14 protein-coding genes are annotated in these 13,253 nt (G+C 52.6%); 8 read left to right on the forward strand and 6 right to left on the reverse strand.

What is annotated here, in order from left to right; translation table 11 throughout:
* Positions 1-9 precede the first annotated feature (9 nt).
* Together bla and fumC are read right to left on the reverse strand one after the other, a co-directional pair.
* Positions 10-879: a class A beta-lactamase gene (bla, locus tag VFT64_12550; protein HEU5048656.1), complete on the reverse strand. Its 870-nt coding sequence runs from the start codon at positions 877-879 to the stop codon at positions 10-12.
* Positions 880-890: 11 nt separating this feature from the next.
* Positions 891-2,306, reverse strand: coding sequence for a class II fumarate hydratase (fumC, locus tag VFT64_12555; protein ID HEU5048657.1), 1,416 nt, complete (start codon positions 2,304-2,306; stop codon positions 891-893).
* Positions 2,307-2,524: 218 nt separating this feature from the next.
* On the opposite strand from fumC, the gene VFT64_12560 reads away from it, so the two are divergent.
* The 4 genes from VFT64_12560 to VFT64_12575 all read left to right on the forward strand — a co-directional run bounded on the left by VFT64_12560 (position 2,525) and on the right by VFT64_12575 (position 5,484).
* Positions 2,525-3,166, forward strand: coding sequence for a histidine phosphotransferase family protein (locus VFT64_12560; GenBank protein ID HEU5048658.1), 642 nt, complete (start codon positions 2,525-2,527; stop codon positions 3,164-3,166).
* 105 nt (positions 3,167-3,271) lie between these two features.
* A complete protein-coding gene (locus tag VFT64_12565; GenBank protein HEU5048659.1) occupies positions 3,272-3,982 on the forward strand; it encodes a hypothetical protein in 711 nt (236 codons plus the stop codon).
* 86 nt (positions 3,983-4,068) lie between these two features.
* Positions 4,069-5,304: an aspartate kinase gene (locus tag VFT64_12570; protein ID HEU5048660.1), complete on the forward strand. Its 1,236-nt coding sequence runs from the start codon at positions 4,069-4,071 to the stop codon at positions 5,302-5,304.
* 3 nt (positions 5,305-5,307) lie between these two features.
* A complete protein-coding gene (locus VFT64_12575; GenBank protein ID HEU5048661.1) occupies positions 5,308-5,484 on the forward strand; it encodes a zinc-finger domain-containing protein in 177 nt (58 codons plus the stop codon).
* Positions 5,485-5,604: 120 nt separating this feature from the next.
* Here VFT64_12575 and VFT64_12580 read toward each other — a convergent pair whose 3' ends face one another.
* Both VFT64_12580 and VFT64_12585 read right to left on the reverse strand, forming a co-directional pair.
* Positions 5,605-6,639 (reverse strand): aldo/keto reductase, encoded by a 1,035-nt coding sequence (locus tag VFT64_12580; protein HEU5048662.1) that lies wholly within the window; start codon positions 6,637-6,639, stop codon positions 5,605-5,607.
* A 9-nt stretch (positions 6,640-6,648) separates the two neighbouring features.
* On the reverse strand, positions 6,649-6,963 hold the full coding sequence (locus tag VFT64_12585) for a helix-turn-helix domain-containing protein (protein HEU5048663.1): 315 nt from the start codon (positions 6,961-6,963) through the stop codon (positions 6,649-6,651).
* Between the two features lie 186 nt (positions 6,964-7,149).
* Here VFT64_12585 and VFT64_12590 point away from each other — a divergent pair, with 186 nt between their 5' ends.
* From VFT64_12590 to VFT64_12600, 3 genes are all read left to right on the forward strand, one after another.
* The gene (locus VFT64_12590) at positions 7,150-7,599 is read left to right on the forward strand and encodes an SRPBCC family protein (GenBank protein HEU5048664.1); all 450 of its coding nucleotides are present in this window, start codon (positions 7,150-7,152) and stop codon (positions 7,597-7,599) included.
* Positions 7,586-7,924 (forward strand): metalloregulator ArsR/SmtB family transcription factor, encoded by a 339-nt coding sequence (locus tag VFT64_12595; protein ID HEU5048665.1) that lies wholly within the window; start codon positions 7,586-7,588, stop codon positions 7,922-7,924. Before VFT64_12590 ends, VFT64_12595 begins: the two co-directional genes overlap by 14 nt.
* Before the next feature lie 89 nt (positions 7,925-8,013).
* Complete coding sequence (locus tag VFT64_12600) at positions 8,014-8,469, forward strand: SRPBCC domain-containing protein (protein HEU5048666.1); 456 nt, start codon at positions 8,014-8,016, stop codon at positions 8,467-8,469.
* 51 nt (positions 8,470-8,520) lie between these two features.
* On the opposite strand, the gene VFT64_12605 is transcribed toward VFT64_12600, so the two are convergent.
* Both VFT64_12605 and VFT64_12610 read right to left on the reverse strand, forming a co-directional pair.
* Entirely contained in the window at positions 8,521-9,738 is a 1,218-nt protein-coding gene (locus VFT64_12605) for a pyridoxal phosphate-dependent aminotransferase (GenBank protein ID HEU5048667.1), read from the reverse strand.
* A gap of 12 nt (positions 9,739-9,750) precedes the next feature.
* Positions 9,751-10,815: an FKBP-type peptidyl-prolyl cis-trans isomerase gene (locus VFT64_12610; protein ID HEU5048668.1), complete on the reverse strand. Its 1,065-nt coding sequence runs from the start codon at positions 10,813-10,815 to the stop codon at positions 9,751-9,753.
* 445 nt (positions 10,816-11,260) lie between these two features.
* Between VFT64_12610 and VFT64_12615 the strand changes: the two genes are divergently transcribed.
* Positions 11,261-13,114, forward strand: a complete 1,854-nt coding sequence (locus VFT64_12615) for a HAMP domain-containing methyl-accepting chemotaxis protein (GenBank protein HEU5048669.1) — start codon at positions 11,261-11,263, stop codon at positions 13,112-13,114.
* The last annotated feature ends 139 nt before the right edge of the window (positions 13,115-13,253 follow it).

Raw genomic sequence — 13,253 nt, forward strand, 5'->3', positions numbered from 1 at the left:
CACTTTATATTATAGAGACCGTGTAACGATTCGTGCAGCCGCAGCGATGACAGTACTGCATTGCTCCGGCGGATTATGCGAACCGGTATAATAGACCATTAAAAGAATCGGTGCTTTTCCGGGAGGCCAGAGAATCGCTATATCATTGGCCGATCCATTATCTCCCGTACCGGTTTTATCCCCCACCAGCCACTGTGCAGGTACCCCCGCACGGATGCGTGCATTACCGGTCGTATTGCCTGTCATCCACTCCAGTAAAAGCTTGCGCTGTGCGATTGGCAAGGCGTTCCCGAGCAGCAGGCGCTGCATATTGCCAAGCATAGCGGCAGGCGTCGTCGTATCGCGGTCATCTCCAGCTATTGCCGTATTCAGATCGGGCTCATACCGGTCCAGATGCGTGATCCAGTCACCAAGCGAGTGAATATAGTCCATCAATGCATGCGGCCCGCCAATAATATCAAGCAAAAGGTTCGCCGCCGTATTATCGCTATAGCGCATGGCACTGTCGCATAGAGCCTCAACGGTCATGCCGGAAGCGATATGCTTTCCCGTGACGGGAGAATAACTCGTCATGACATCCGGCGTATAATGCACGAGCCGTGATAGGAGTGCCGGTTCCCGTGCTGACCTTTCTAGAACCGCTGCCACCAGCAGGAACTTGAAGGTGCTGCACATCGCAAAACGCTCCGTAGCACGATAAGAAATGCTCGCGCCGTTGCCCGTATCAAGCGCGGCTACACCAAGCCGCCCGCCCGAACTGCGCTCAAGCGCTTCCAGCGCCTTTACTGCCTCTGCCCGATCATTCTGCCGCAATCGGCCGCAGGAAGCCAGCACCGGCATAGCCAGCATGGAAAGCAGCATTTGGCGGCGAGTGAGCAAGCTACCCTGCCTTATACCATCTTTTCCGGACGCACCCACTGGTCGAACTGCTCGGACGTCAGAAGCCCAAGCGCAATACCTGCTTCTTTCAGTGAGGTGCCTTCTTTATGAGCCTTCTTTGCAATTTTGGCCGCATTGTCATAACCGATATGCGGATTCAGTGACGTGACCAGCATGAGCGACTCATTCATAAGCTTCGTAATGCGGTCTGTATTGGCTTCAATCCCCACAATGCAGTTATCGGTAAAGCTTACCGCCGCATCCGCCAGCAGCTTGATTGACTGCAGTACATTATAAATGATGACGGGCTTGAACACGTTCAGTTCAAAATGGCCATTCGATCCGCCGATGCTGACCGTCACATGGTTGCCCATCACCTGCGCTGCCACCATCGTGAGCGCTTCGGACTGGGTCGGGTTGACCTTGCCCGGCATGATGGATGAACCCGGCTCATTTTCCGGCAGCGAAAGCTCACCGAAACCGCAGCGCGGGCCGGAGCCAAGCAGACGGACGTCGTTGGCGATCTTCATCAGCGACACCGCAATCGTGTTCAGCGCGCCGGAAACTTCCACCATTGTGTCATGCGTGGCGAGTGCTTCAAACTTATTGGGCGCGGTCACAAACGGCAGCTTCGTAATTTTAGCCACTTCCTGCGCGAACGCTTCGGCAAAGCCTTTCTTGGCATTAAGGCCGGTACCCACGGCAGTGCCACCCTGCGCCAGCTCATACAGATGCGGCAGCGTTGCTTCAATACGCTTGATGCCGTTCTCAACCTGACAGGTATAGCCCGAAAACTCCTGACCCAGCGTCAGCGGCGTAGCATCCTGAAGATGGGTGCGGCCGATCTTAATGATATCCTTGAACGCCTGCGCTTTATCGTTCAGCGCATTGCGCAGCTTCTGCAGCGAAGGGATAAGGTGATGGGTGATTTCCATGGCCGCCGCGATATGCATCGCCGTCGGGAAGGAATCGTTCGAGGACTGGCCCATATTCACATGGTCATTCGGATGGACCGGCTTCTTGGAACCGATCACGCCGCCTGCCATTTCGATAGCACGGTTCGAGATCACTTCATTCACGTTCATGTTCGTCTGCGTGCCGGAACCGGTCTGCCAGACAACAAGCGGGAAATGCCCGTCCAGCTTGCCTTCCATGACTTCGGTCGCAGCCTTGACAATCTGCAGGCCGATGGACTCATCCAGCGCTCCCAGGCGCATATTGACGACTGCGGCAGAGCATTTCAGGGTGCCGAACGCGCTGATGAGCGGCTTGGGCATGGTTTCGCCGCCGATCTTGAAATTCTGCAGGCTGCGCTGCGTCTGTGCGCCCCAGTATTTATCGGCAGCCACTTCGATCTCGCCGAAACTGTCCGTCTCAATACGTACTTTTGCTTCCGCGCTCGCGTTTTTTGCCTGTACCGAACCCATAATAATGCTCCTTAGAAGATGTTATGCGTAATTTTGCGCCGACTATAGAAATATAGCGAACGCTTGCAATATTTTTTATAGAAAATTCTTTGCGTATTAATAATTTGTTAAATATTATCCGCGTAATATCATACTCACAAGTTGTTTTAAGTACTTAGGTCAGGCGCCCTCCTAAGCGCCTGACCATCCTTCGGAAATACCAGCCAGGAGTAATCCCGATGATTCCGCAGCTCAAACTTGCCGAACTTCTCTGCACCCGCCTTTGCCATGATCTGACCGGCCCGATCGGCGCGATTGCTAACGGAACGGAATTCCTGAGCGAAGAAACCGGCAAGATGCAGGAACAGGCGATCGAGCTCATCGGCAGCAGCGCCGCACAGGCTGTGGCGCGACTGCAGTTCTACCGTAAGGCTTACGGGCGCATCAATGATGACGGGGAAGTGAATCTGGAATCCTTGCGCAAAACCACTGCCGACCTGTTCACCGGCAGCAAAATAACGCTCGACTGGCCCGACGCGCATCTGGAATCCTCCGGCATCCCGGTCAGCTATAAAATGGGCAGAATACTTTTAAATCTTGTCATTATTGCTTCGGCAACTTTGCTGCGCGGCGGTACGCTCAGCGTAAGACTTGCGGCAGATGACAACTCAAAAACCGTACAGGTCAGAGCGGAAGGCAAATCCATCAAATGGGACAGCGAGATCGAACAGGCGCTTTCGCAAGATCTGTCGCTTGAGGCATTGAATCCGAAAAACGTTCAGGCTAACCTCACACGCCTGCTTGCGCAGGAGATCGATTCACAGCTCGGCTGGCATGCCACCGAAGACACGTTTACTATCAGCAGCAGCCGTAAATTATAATAAGCTGCGTATTGCGCAGTCATTTGTCACAATAAGTTCACATATCTTTAGAACCGATCAGGCTATAATCAGCTGATCGACAACATTCTCGACATTACATGAGCTATGGCAAATAGCATTTACATACCCAATGAGCAGAAAGAGCCGGGCAAATCCAAGGCTGAACGCAAATCATGGACGGGCGCTGCATGGGGCACGTTCATCGGCAGCTTCGTCAGCTCAATGGCAATCTTTGTTGCAGGTATGGCCAAAGCGCTCTCGGAAGGTATTGGTTCCCTGGACCGCAATACACTGAATAAGATGGTATCATTCCAGATGATGGGCACACTGGCGGGTACAACAATAGGATATTTCACAGGCAACAAGCGCGGCCAGAAGATTGATGAGCGGGAAAATGCCACCGGAATGCATGAGGTCAAATCACCTAGCCTTTTCAACTGGAGAGCTGCACAGGGCTACACACTAGGCACTATGAGCAGCAGTGTAATTAATGCTATCTCCTACGCAACAAATCATCAAAATCGCTCTATTCAGAAAGCAGCGCAATGGGCAGGCACGGGACTCTCAATCGGCGGCACCGTTCTGGGTGCTATCAAAGGCAAGCAGGAAATGCAGCAGGAATATAATAAAGCCCTGGCCGCAAAACAATCTGAAAGCGCATTATTCTTAGCAGGCGCACAACCGCAAACAGAGCAATCCTCTCAGAAAGCAGAACTCCCTCAGACCGGCAGCAAACAATTCACAAAAGCTGAAGATGAGCGCCGCACTGCCTCTGTTGATCTGCAGACCGGCACAGCAACCCCTACACGCCATTAAGCATTCTGTAATTTCCTGTTGGCAAACTGGTTAACTTCCCTTATAAAACGTGGCGTTATTCATTTGCCATTGGTCACTTTCAGGTTATGCCCCTTATCGTACAGAAGTTCGGCGGCACGTCGGTAGCGGATCTCGAACGCATCCGCAACGTTGCGCGCAAAGTCAAAAAAGAAGTGGATCTCGGCAACAAGGTCGCCGTGGTCGTATCCGCCATGTCCGGCGTCACGGACCAGCTCGTCGGGCTGGTGCGCCAGGTCTCGCCGCTTTCCACCCCCATCGCACTGGAAGAATACGACACGGTCGTTTCCTCCGGCGAGCAGGTGACCGCAGGCATGCTCGCGCTTACGCTCAATGAGATGGGCATTCCTGCCCGCTCTTGGCTTGGCTGGCAGGTTCCGCTGATCAGCGATAGCGCCCACAGCAAAGCGCGCATCAGCGAAATCAAGAGCGAAGCGATGCTCGCTTCCATTAACGCTGGCAATGTGGCAGTGCTTGCGGGCTTTCAGGGCATAGACGAACATGGCCGCATCTCGACCTTGGGCCGTGGCGGATCGGACACTTCCGCCGTGGCGCTCGCCGCCGCGCTGCATGCGGAACGCTGCGATATATATACGGACGTGGACGGTGTTTACACCTGTGATCCGCGCATCGTGACCAAGGCAAGCAAGCTGCATAAAGTGGCTTATGAAGAAATACTGGAAATGGCATCGCAGGGCGCAAAAGTATTGCAGACACGCTCGGTCGAGATGGCCATGAATCATCATGTCCGCGTGCAGGTGCTCTCGAGCTTCAGCGACGCGGAAGGAACGTTACTTGTGGATGAGGAGGAAATTGTGGAGAGGAAAAAAGTCACCGGCATCGCTTACAGCCGCGACGAGGCGCGTATTACGCTGACTTCGGTCGCCAACGTGCCGGGTGTGAGCGCCGAGATTTTCGGCCCGCTCGCCGATGCGAATATCAACGTGGACATGATCGTCCAGAACGTGAGCGAAATCGGTGCGGAAACGGACGTTACCTTCACCGTGCCGCGCGGCGATTTGCAGAACGCGCTCAAAGCAATGGAAAAGGCAAAGAGCAAGATCAAGTACAAGTCGCTGCTGTCGGACAAGAACGTTGCGAAGATTTCCGTCATCGGCGTCGGTATGCGCAGCTATGCCGGTATCGCGCAGGAGATGTTCCGCACACTCGCCGACAAAGGTATCAACATCCTTGTGATCTCCACTTCGGAAATCAAGATTTCCGTGCTGATCGCCGAAGAATATACCGAACTGGCGCTGCGCGCTCTGCACACAGCCTACGATCTCGATAACGATGGGAAATAAACCATGACCGTATTCGAAACCATAGAAGTACACGCGGCGGAAGTTGCCTGCGACGGCAAGAACGGTGGCGCCGGCCATCCGCGCGTATACCTGCATATCGACCGCAATAGCAACCAGATCACCTGCCCCTATTGCAGCCGCACCTATGTACTGAAAACCGAAAGCCACGCTTCGGAATAGCACTCCATACTCAAAAAGAGGCCCTGCCGCAAAAACGGCAGGGCACGGAGTTGCCAAATCATTTTATACCGTCATACCATTGCGCAAGATGCCGTGGTCAAGCCACGGCATGACGAGCATTTAGACAAGCGGCGGATTGATACGCGCGAATCCTTGCTGAATGCGATAGGGGTAATACGGATAAGCAGGCATCTGGTAACTGGCTTTATCCAGCCGCTCAATCTGTTCTTGGGAAAGATTCCATCCCACCGCTCCCAGATTGTCACGCAGCTGCGCTTCATTACGCGCCCCGATAATCACCGTAGAAACGGTTGGGCGCTGCAGCAGCCAGTTCAGCGCCACTTGCGGCACCGTCTTGCCTGTTTCCACCGCAATAGCATCCAACACATCCACGACCTTATACAGATATTCTTCCGGAACCGGCGGGCCGAAAGAAGCCGTTTCATGCAGGCGGCTATTTTTCGGCAGAGGCTGGCCGCGGCGTATTTTACCCGTAAGCCTGCCCCATCCGAGCGGACTCCACACCATCGCCCCTACTCCCTGATCCTGCCCCAGTGGCATCAGCTCCCACTCATAATCACGGCCGACCAGCGAGTAATAAACCTGGTGCACTACATGGCGCGGATAACCATATTTGTCGGAAACACTCAACGATTTCATCAATTCCCAACCCGCAAAATTTGAGGCGCCGATATAACGGACCTTGCCCTGTCGGATGAGATTATCCAGTGTCGATAAAACTTCCTCTTGCGGCGTGGCAGCATCGTAAGCATGCAAGTGGAGGATATCGATATAATCCGTCTGCAGCCGTTTGAGCGATGCCTCCACTGCCCGGATAAGCCGCCAGCGCGAAGAGCCCGCATCCATCGGCCCGTCTCCCATCGGCAGTGAGGTCTTCGTGGAGATGAGGACCTTGTCACGTATCGTTTTAACGGCTTCCCCTAGCACGGATTCGGAATCACCGTCCGAATAGACATCCGCCGTGTCGAACAGATTCACTCCCGCTTCCAGGCATATATCGATCAGCTTTCTTGCTTCCGCTACATCCGTCGTTCCCCAGTTGCTGAACAGCGGCCCCTTGCCTGCGAAGGTCCCCGTGCCGAAACTCAGCGCTGGCACTTTCAGCCCGGAACGTCCTAATTGCCGGTATTCCATAACTCCTCCTTAAACCTTGGGTTTGTGATGTTGAAAAATGCTATGCAGCAGCCCGGGGAAACGGCTCTCGATCTCCGCCTTCCGGGACGTATTGATAACCTCGACGCCTCTCTTTTCTGAGCGAATAAGCCCTGCCTCACGCAGTACCTTATGATGAAACGATATCGTCGAAGGCGGTAGCGTCTTGCAGGTAGCGGAACAATTCACCCCCTGACATCCCATAACAGCGAACAGAATATCCCGGCGATCAGGATCGGAAAGCGCGTAAAGAATTCCGTCGATCGTAATATCGTCAAGTGCCGGATGAGAGAAAGGTCGTGGCATAATTCATTATTTCAATATTATTGAACTATTAGATAACAGAACCAATTCACCGCCGCAACTTTATTTATTATAACAATATCCAATTGATATTCATATAAATACTGTCGATAACAATCGAATGAGCAACTTTTTGGTTGCATTTAAACTTTACGTCAGCTACATAATAAGCAACTAGAAGGTTGCATTATGACAGATACAAATACGATTACAAAACAGATTGAATTGAAAGCGCCCGTGGAAAAAGTGTGGCGTGCACTGACGGATTATAAAGAATTCGGCAAATGGTTCGGTGCTGAGCTGGATGGCCCTTTTGTGACAGGGAAGATGTCCACTGGCATGGTCAGCTGCTGTAATCCACCCGCAAAATGGGCAGCGACAATAGAGCGGATAGACCCGCAACATACATTTGCCTATCGCTGGCATCCGTTTGCCATCAATCCCGAAACCGACTATTCGCAGGAGCCCACGACACTGGTAGAATTCAGGCTGGAAGCTATCGCAAACGGAACGAGATTGACCGTCACCGAATCCGGATTCGACGCATTGCCTAAACATCGTATGCCGGAAGCGTTCCACATGAACAGCAAAGGCTGGGGCAAGCAATTGGAGAACGTTAAACAATATGTTGAGTCATAACCTACCCTCTTTCACTGCCGCGCCGGTTCATATCTTCGCAGCGCTGGGCGACCCGACGCGCCTTTCCCTGCTGGAGAAACTCAGCAGCGGAGAAGCACAGCCTATCGCGAGCCTCTCTCAGGGCACAGGCCTGACACGCCAGGCGGTTACCAAACACCTGCGCGTTCTGGAGGGTGCAGGATTGGTGACCAGTAGCCATATTGGCCGGGAAAGCCTGTTTACCTTCAGGCCCGAACCGATCGCCGATGTGAAGGCTTATCTGGAGCATGTCTCCAGGCAATGGGATATGGCACTGCTACGGCTCAAGGCCTTCGTGGAAGAATAAACATCTTCTTTGGAAATTTCGACACCGGATCAACGCGCGGCATAAGTCGCGTGCGGCTAAACTTAACCCTAATTATGAAAGGAAAAACGATGAATACCGAAAATTTCACAACCAGCATTCTGGTCAGCCAGACACCGCAGGAAGCCTTTAACGCCATCAATAATGTACGCGCATGGTGGTCGGGAGAAATTCAGGGAAAAACCGGAACCGTCGGAGATGAGTTCACATACCGTTATAAAGACATGCACCGTTCGACGCAAAAAGTGACTGAGCTCGTTTCAGGCAAAAAAGTTGTCTGGGATGTGGTGGATGCCTCGCTTAGTTTCACCGACAACGAAACCGAATGGAAGGGCACCACAATTATTTTCGATATCGCCGTCAAAGGAAAAGAAACAGAAATCCGTTTTACCCATCAGGGGCTGACACCGCACTGTGAATGCTACGGCGCTTGTTCAGAAGGCTGGAGCATGCTGATCAACGATAATCTGCGCCAGCTGATTGCATCCGGTAAAAACCAGCCGGACGTTTTCGCAGAATCCGCTTAGTTCGGTATTCCCCCGGCATGGATAAGAATACCATGCCGGGGATAATTCACATTACGCTGCCGCCTGCTTCGAAAGCTTACCGCAAGCTTCTTTAATACGCTCCAGCGCCTTTGCAAGATTTGCATCCGAAGTCGCATAGGAAATGCGGAAATGCCCTTCCAGGCCGAACGCGCTGCCTGCGACCGCAGCCACAAGCGCATCTTCCAGCAGATATTCGCAGAACGTGGTGCTGTCTGTAATCACTTTGCCACCCGGTGTCTTCTGGCCGAAGAAGCCGGAGCAGTTCGGGAACACATAGAACGCGCCCTGCGGATTTGCGCAGCTCATGCCCGGAATTGCATTCAGCCCGTTCACTACATTGTCGCGACGCTGCTGGAACGACTTCACCCATTCCTTCATGAAATCCAGCGGCTGGTTCAGCGCGGCAACCGAAGCAGCCTGGCTGATCGAGCACGGGTTGGACGTGCTGTGCGACTGGATGTCCGTGATCGCGGAAATCAGCTTCTTGTCGCCTGCGCCGTAACCGATGCGCCAGCCCGTCATGGAAAACGCCTTGGAAACGCCGTTCACCGTCAGCGTGCGCGCATAAAGTTTCGGCTCGATCTGCGCGAGCGTCTTGAACACGACATTGTCATACACGATATGTTCGTAGATATCGTCAGCGATCACATACACATGCTCATGCGCCAGCAGAACGTCCGCAATCGCACGCAGTTCGCTTTCCGTATAGACCGCACCGGTCGGGTTGGAGGGCGAGTTCAGGATGAGCCACTTGGTTTTCGGCGTAATCGCCTTGGCAAGATCCGCCGGGTTCAGCTTGAACCCCTGGCTACCCGGGCATGCTACAACAACCGGCGTACCGCCTGCAAACAGCACCATATCCGGATAGGAAACCCAGAACGGCGCGGGGATGATGACTTCATCACCGTCATTGATCGTCGCCATGAGCGCGTTGAATATCACCTGCTTCGCACCGCCGCCAACCACAATCTGGTTCGCAGCATATTCAAGCCCGTTTTCGCGCTTGAACTTGTCGATGATGGCCTTCTTCAATGCAGGAGTGCCGCCTACAGCCGTATATTTCGTTTCACCGCGCTTGATCGCTTCTACGGCCGCCTGTTTGATATGTTCCGGCGTATCGAAATCCGGCTCGCCTGCGCCCAGGCCGATCACGTCCTTACCGGCAGCCTTGAGTTCGGCAGCTTTGGTGGTCACGGCAATCGTCGGCGAGGGTTTAACACGGGCAAGACGTGTGGTCAGGAAAGACATAAATATCCTTTTTTACTTTGCTTGATGTTCAATGCTCGTTTTGTCCGGTGCGCCTGCCCGCGTGTCACCGCTTTTTACATCGGCAGGAACAGCTGTTTCCGCAGGTTTGGAAGCATCCGTCTGCCCGGTTTCACCGGCAGGCTGGTCATCGGCAGCATCCTCTTTAGCCTTTATGACATCGATATGCAACAGCCGTATTTCCGCCAAAATCATTTCATTTTCCGGTAAGGACGGCAGAAGACGGGACTTCTCCCCGGAATCAATCAGCGGTTTTGCGTAAGCCGGCGGCACCACAACCAGTCGCACGCCACCTTCCATCATGCCCCCAATCCCCTGCTCAATGCCATAAGGCAGCTGGGATTGGCCGATCACAAATGTCAGCGGTTTGTCTTCAGTGGAGAAGAATTTCGAGCCATCCATTTTCCAGAGCGTAATCTCAGCAATCACACGGTCACCGCACATCGCTTCCCCGCCATTGCCGATAATATCGGTATTGATAAAACGCAACGGCTGGGCGGACACAGGCACCGCCGGTTCCACTTTTTTGAGCTCAAGCTGCGCAATCAGCGACGGTATCTTCACCTCATGCTGTTTTGTCATAACGGCTTCAATCGGACTGATAGCCATCGTCATGGGGTACGGCATGGTAACCGTGCGCTTTCCGCCCGGCTTCATACCGATCAGGCCAAGTTCAACACCATGCGGCTCACTGCCGCCGCCAATCACAATCTCTTTGGTGCCGGACGCAGTCGGGTCTTTTTTCGGCGGGCCGTAACTATACGTTACCAGCGCCTTCTGGCCGCAAACCGCTGCTTCCCCCGTTCCTGTCGCTGCATCTTCACTCTTGATCACAGGAATCAATCCTGGCAGTAACGGCACCGACATCAAAGGAAATACGGACTTCTTCGCACAATCCGCATCCGGCTTATTGGCCTGCGGCACGGATGAGGGCTGGGGCTCCTGCGGCACCGGTTTTTTAGGTAAAATATAAGTCGTATGGAACAATCCATACGCCAGTATTACCAGGACGACCCAACGTCCGACGCTCTGTAGGGAATTGGGGGTAAACTTAGGCATATTCGCTCCGTTATTGGATATAAGACCTATACCGGAATATAACGGCAACCGGACTTGCGCGTAAACAAACTTTTAGCAAATGATAGCCCGCATCATAAACCATCGGCGTGGAAGAAGCGTCACTGGCTCAAATCTACATAGCACAAATGTATATGGCAAAATTGACGCATTTTGAAACAACTATATCAGAAGTTGTATTGATTCGTTGCATTTACACACCATTGACTTATAAACAATATACAGCCGTCGTAAGAGACTATAAATACAATCGTTTTTATAATTTTTGTAGTACAACTAAAGCCGTGCAATTCGTTGGAAGACAATCGCGTAAGAGGAAAATCATATGACGCTTGTGACAAAAAAAATCCAAGATTTATCAATTTCCTATAAAATGTTTACCGGAGTATTGCTGTGTACGATCCCCACCCTCCTACTGGGATACTTTTTGATTGATGAAAAAGAAGGCTTAATAGAATTTACCCAAGCCGAAATTGCAGGGGTGCATTATCTGAGTGCCGCGCATGAAACGCTGGACGCCGTCACTGTCACGATGGACAAAGCTGCATATGAAAAAGCTGCAAACGCATTAGAGGCAGCCGAGAAAGCGGATAAAGGAAGCTTATCGGTAACCGCAAAAAGTGCAGCGCTCGTCACAGCCCTTAAACAGGCGGATGCAACATCTCAGACAGACCTGATAAGCAAGACGACGGATCTGATTTCCAGTATTTCAGACAACTCCAATATCACGCTCGATCCGGATACGGATGGTTATTTTGTAGGCGATATCCTTGTGAATCAGGCACCCGGTGTGCTGATACAGACAAGCAATCTTCTGAACGCATCACAGCAGCTTACAAAAACCCCCAACGATGCCAATAAGATTACCTTTGCCGAAGCACGCGACGGGCTCGCCGCCAGTGCAGGCAATGTCGCCACCGATCTGGCAAAAGCCATCAAGGGCAATACAGACGATTCAGCAAAACCAGCATTGGAAGCCAGCGGCGCAGCCGTCGCTGCGGCGGCTGATGCGCTGGCAACCGCATCCAAGGACAATAATCAGGCGGCCATGAACACAGCCGCCGCTGATTTACAGCAGAAGGTGCAGGCATTTGTTCTCAAATGCAATGCTGAAATGGAACATCTTATGAATAACCGTATTGCAGGTTATCATAAAGTGGTGCTGACGCATCTGGGGATTGCGCTGGCAGTTTCTCTGCTTGCCTGGGTGCAGTTGCTGACGATCGTCCGGGCCATTACACGCCCCCTGACGCGAATCACGGGACTGATGGGCGAAATCACCTCCGGCAATCTGAAGATTGCTGTGCCCAACACACAACGCCAAGACGAAATAGGAAAACTGACCAAAGCATTGAGTGCGTTCTACGAAGCCGCAACAGAACGCAACAAGGCAAGGCAGGCAGAGCAGAAGCGCATGGAGAGTGAGCAGCAGCGCAATACACGCATACGCGAGTTAAATGATAATTTCAGCGGCTCTGTAGAGAAAGTCATCACACAGCTCACCGCTTCTATTGCTGAATTGAATAAATCCGCACAGACACTGGCAAAAAAGGCCTCTGAATCGACGCAACAAACGACTCGCGTAGCTGCAACGGCAGAAGAGGCTGCTGCGAATTCCCAAAGCATAGCCTCCGCAGCGGAAGAGCTTTCTGCTTCCATTCGTGAAATCTCCAGCAGGCTGGAAGGATCGAATGCAAGTGTCCAGGAAGCATCCGGAGAAGCAAAACATACTTTCGAGGTGATTGCAGAACTCTCGCGGGATTCCGCTAAAATCGGCGAAGTGGTGGAGTTAATCACGAACATCGCCGCGCAGACCAACCTGCTGGCGCTGAATGCCACCATAGAAGCGGCAAGAGCCGGGGATTCCGGCAAGGGATTTGCCGTTGTCGCCTCCGAGGTAAAATCACTTGCCAATCAGACAGCAAAGGCAACGGAAGAAATAAGCGCCCATATTGGCTCGCTGCAGGCTTCCGTGCAAAAAGTTTCGGGTGCGGTAGAACATATCGCCACCACGATATTACAGCTCAGTGAATTCTTTTCCGCCATCTCATCCGCTATTACCGAACAGGATGCCGTGACGCAGGAAATAGCGCGCAACGTCCAGAACACTGCCAGTGGCGTGGGTGATGTCGGCAATAATATCAAGGCCATTGCACAGGCAATCCATCTGGCGGAGCAAACCACCCATGGAATCACTGAAGCAACCAAAATTGTAGATACCGAAGCACAGGAACTTCAGAAAGACGTGACTAATTACATCGCGGCAATTCGCAACACATAACATCCACAGGAGGAAGAAATGAACAAGAACTGGATAAGATTATCTTTGGCTATGACAACGGCACTGACGGCGGCAACGTCTTTTGCGGACGAGGCTTCAAAACCTGCACAGACCTGGTGGAGCGGCACGACATTTTCCG

This window comes from Rickettsiales bacterium (genome assembly GCA_035765535.1).
Classification (GTDB): domain Bacteria; phylum Pseudomonadota; class Alphaproteobacteria; order Rickettsiales; family JABCZZ01; genus JABCZZ01.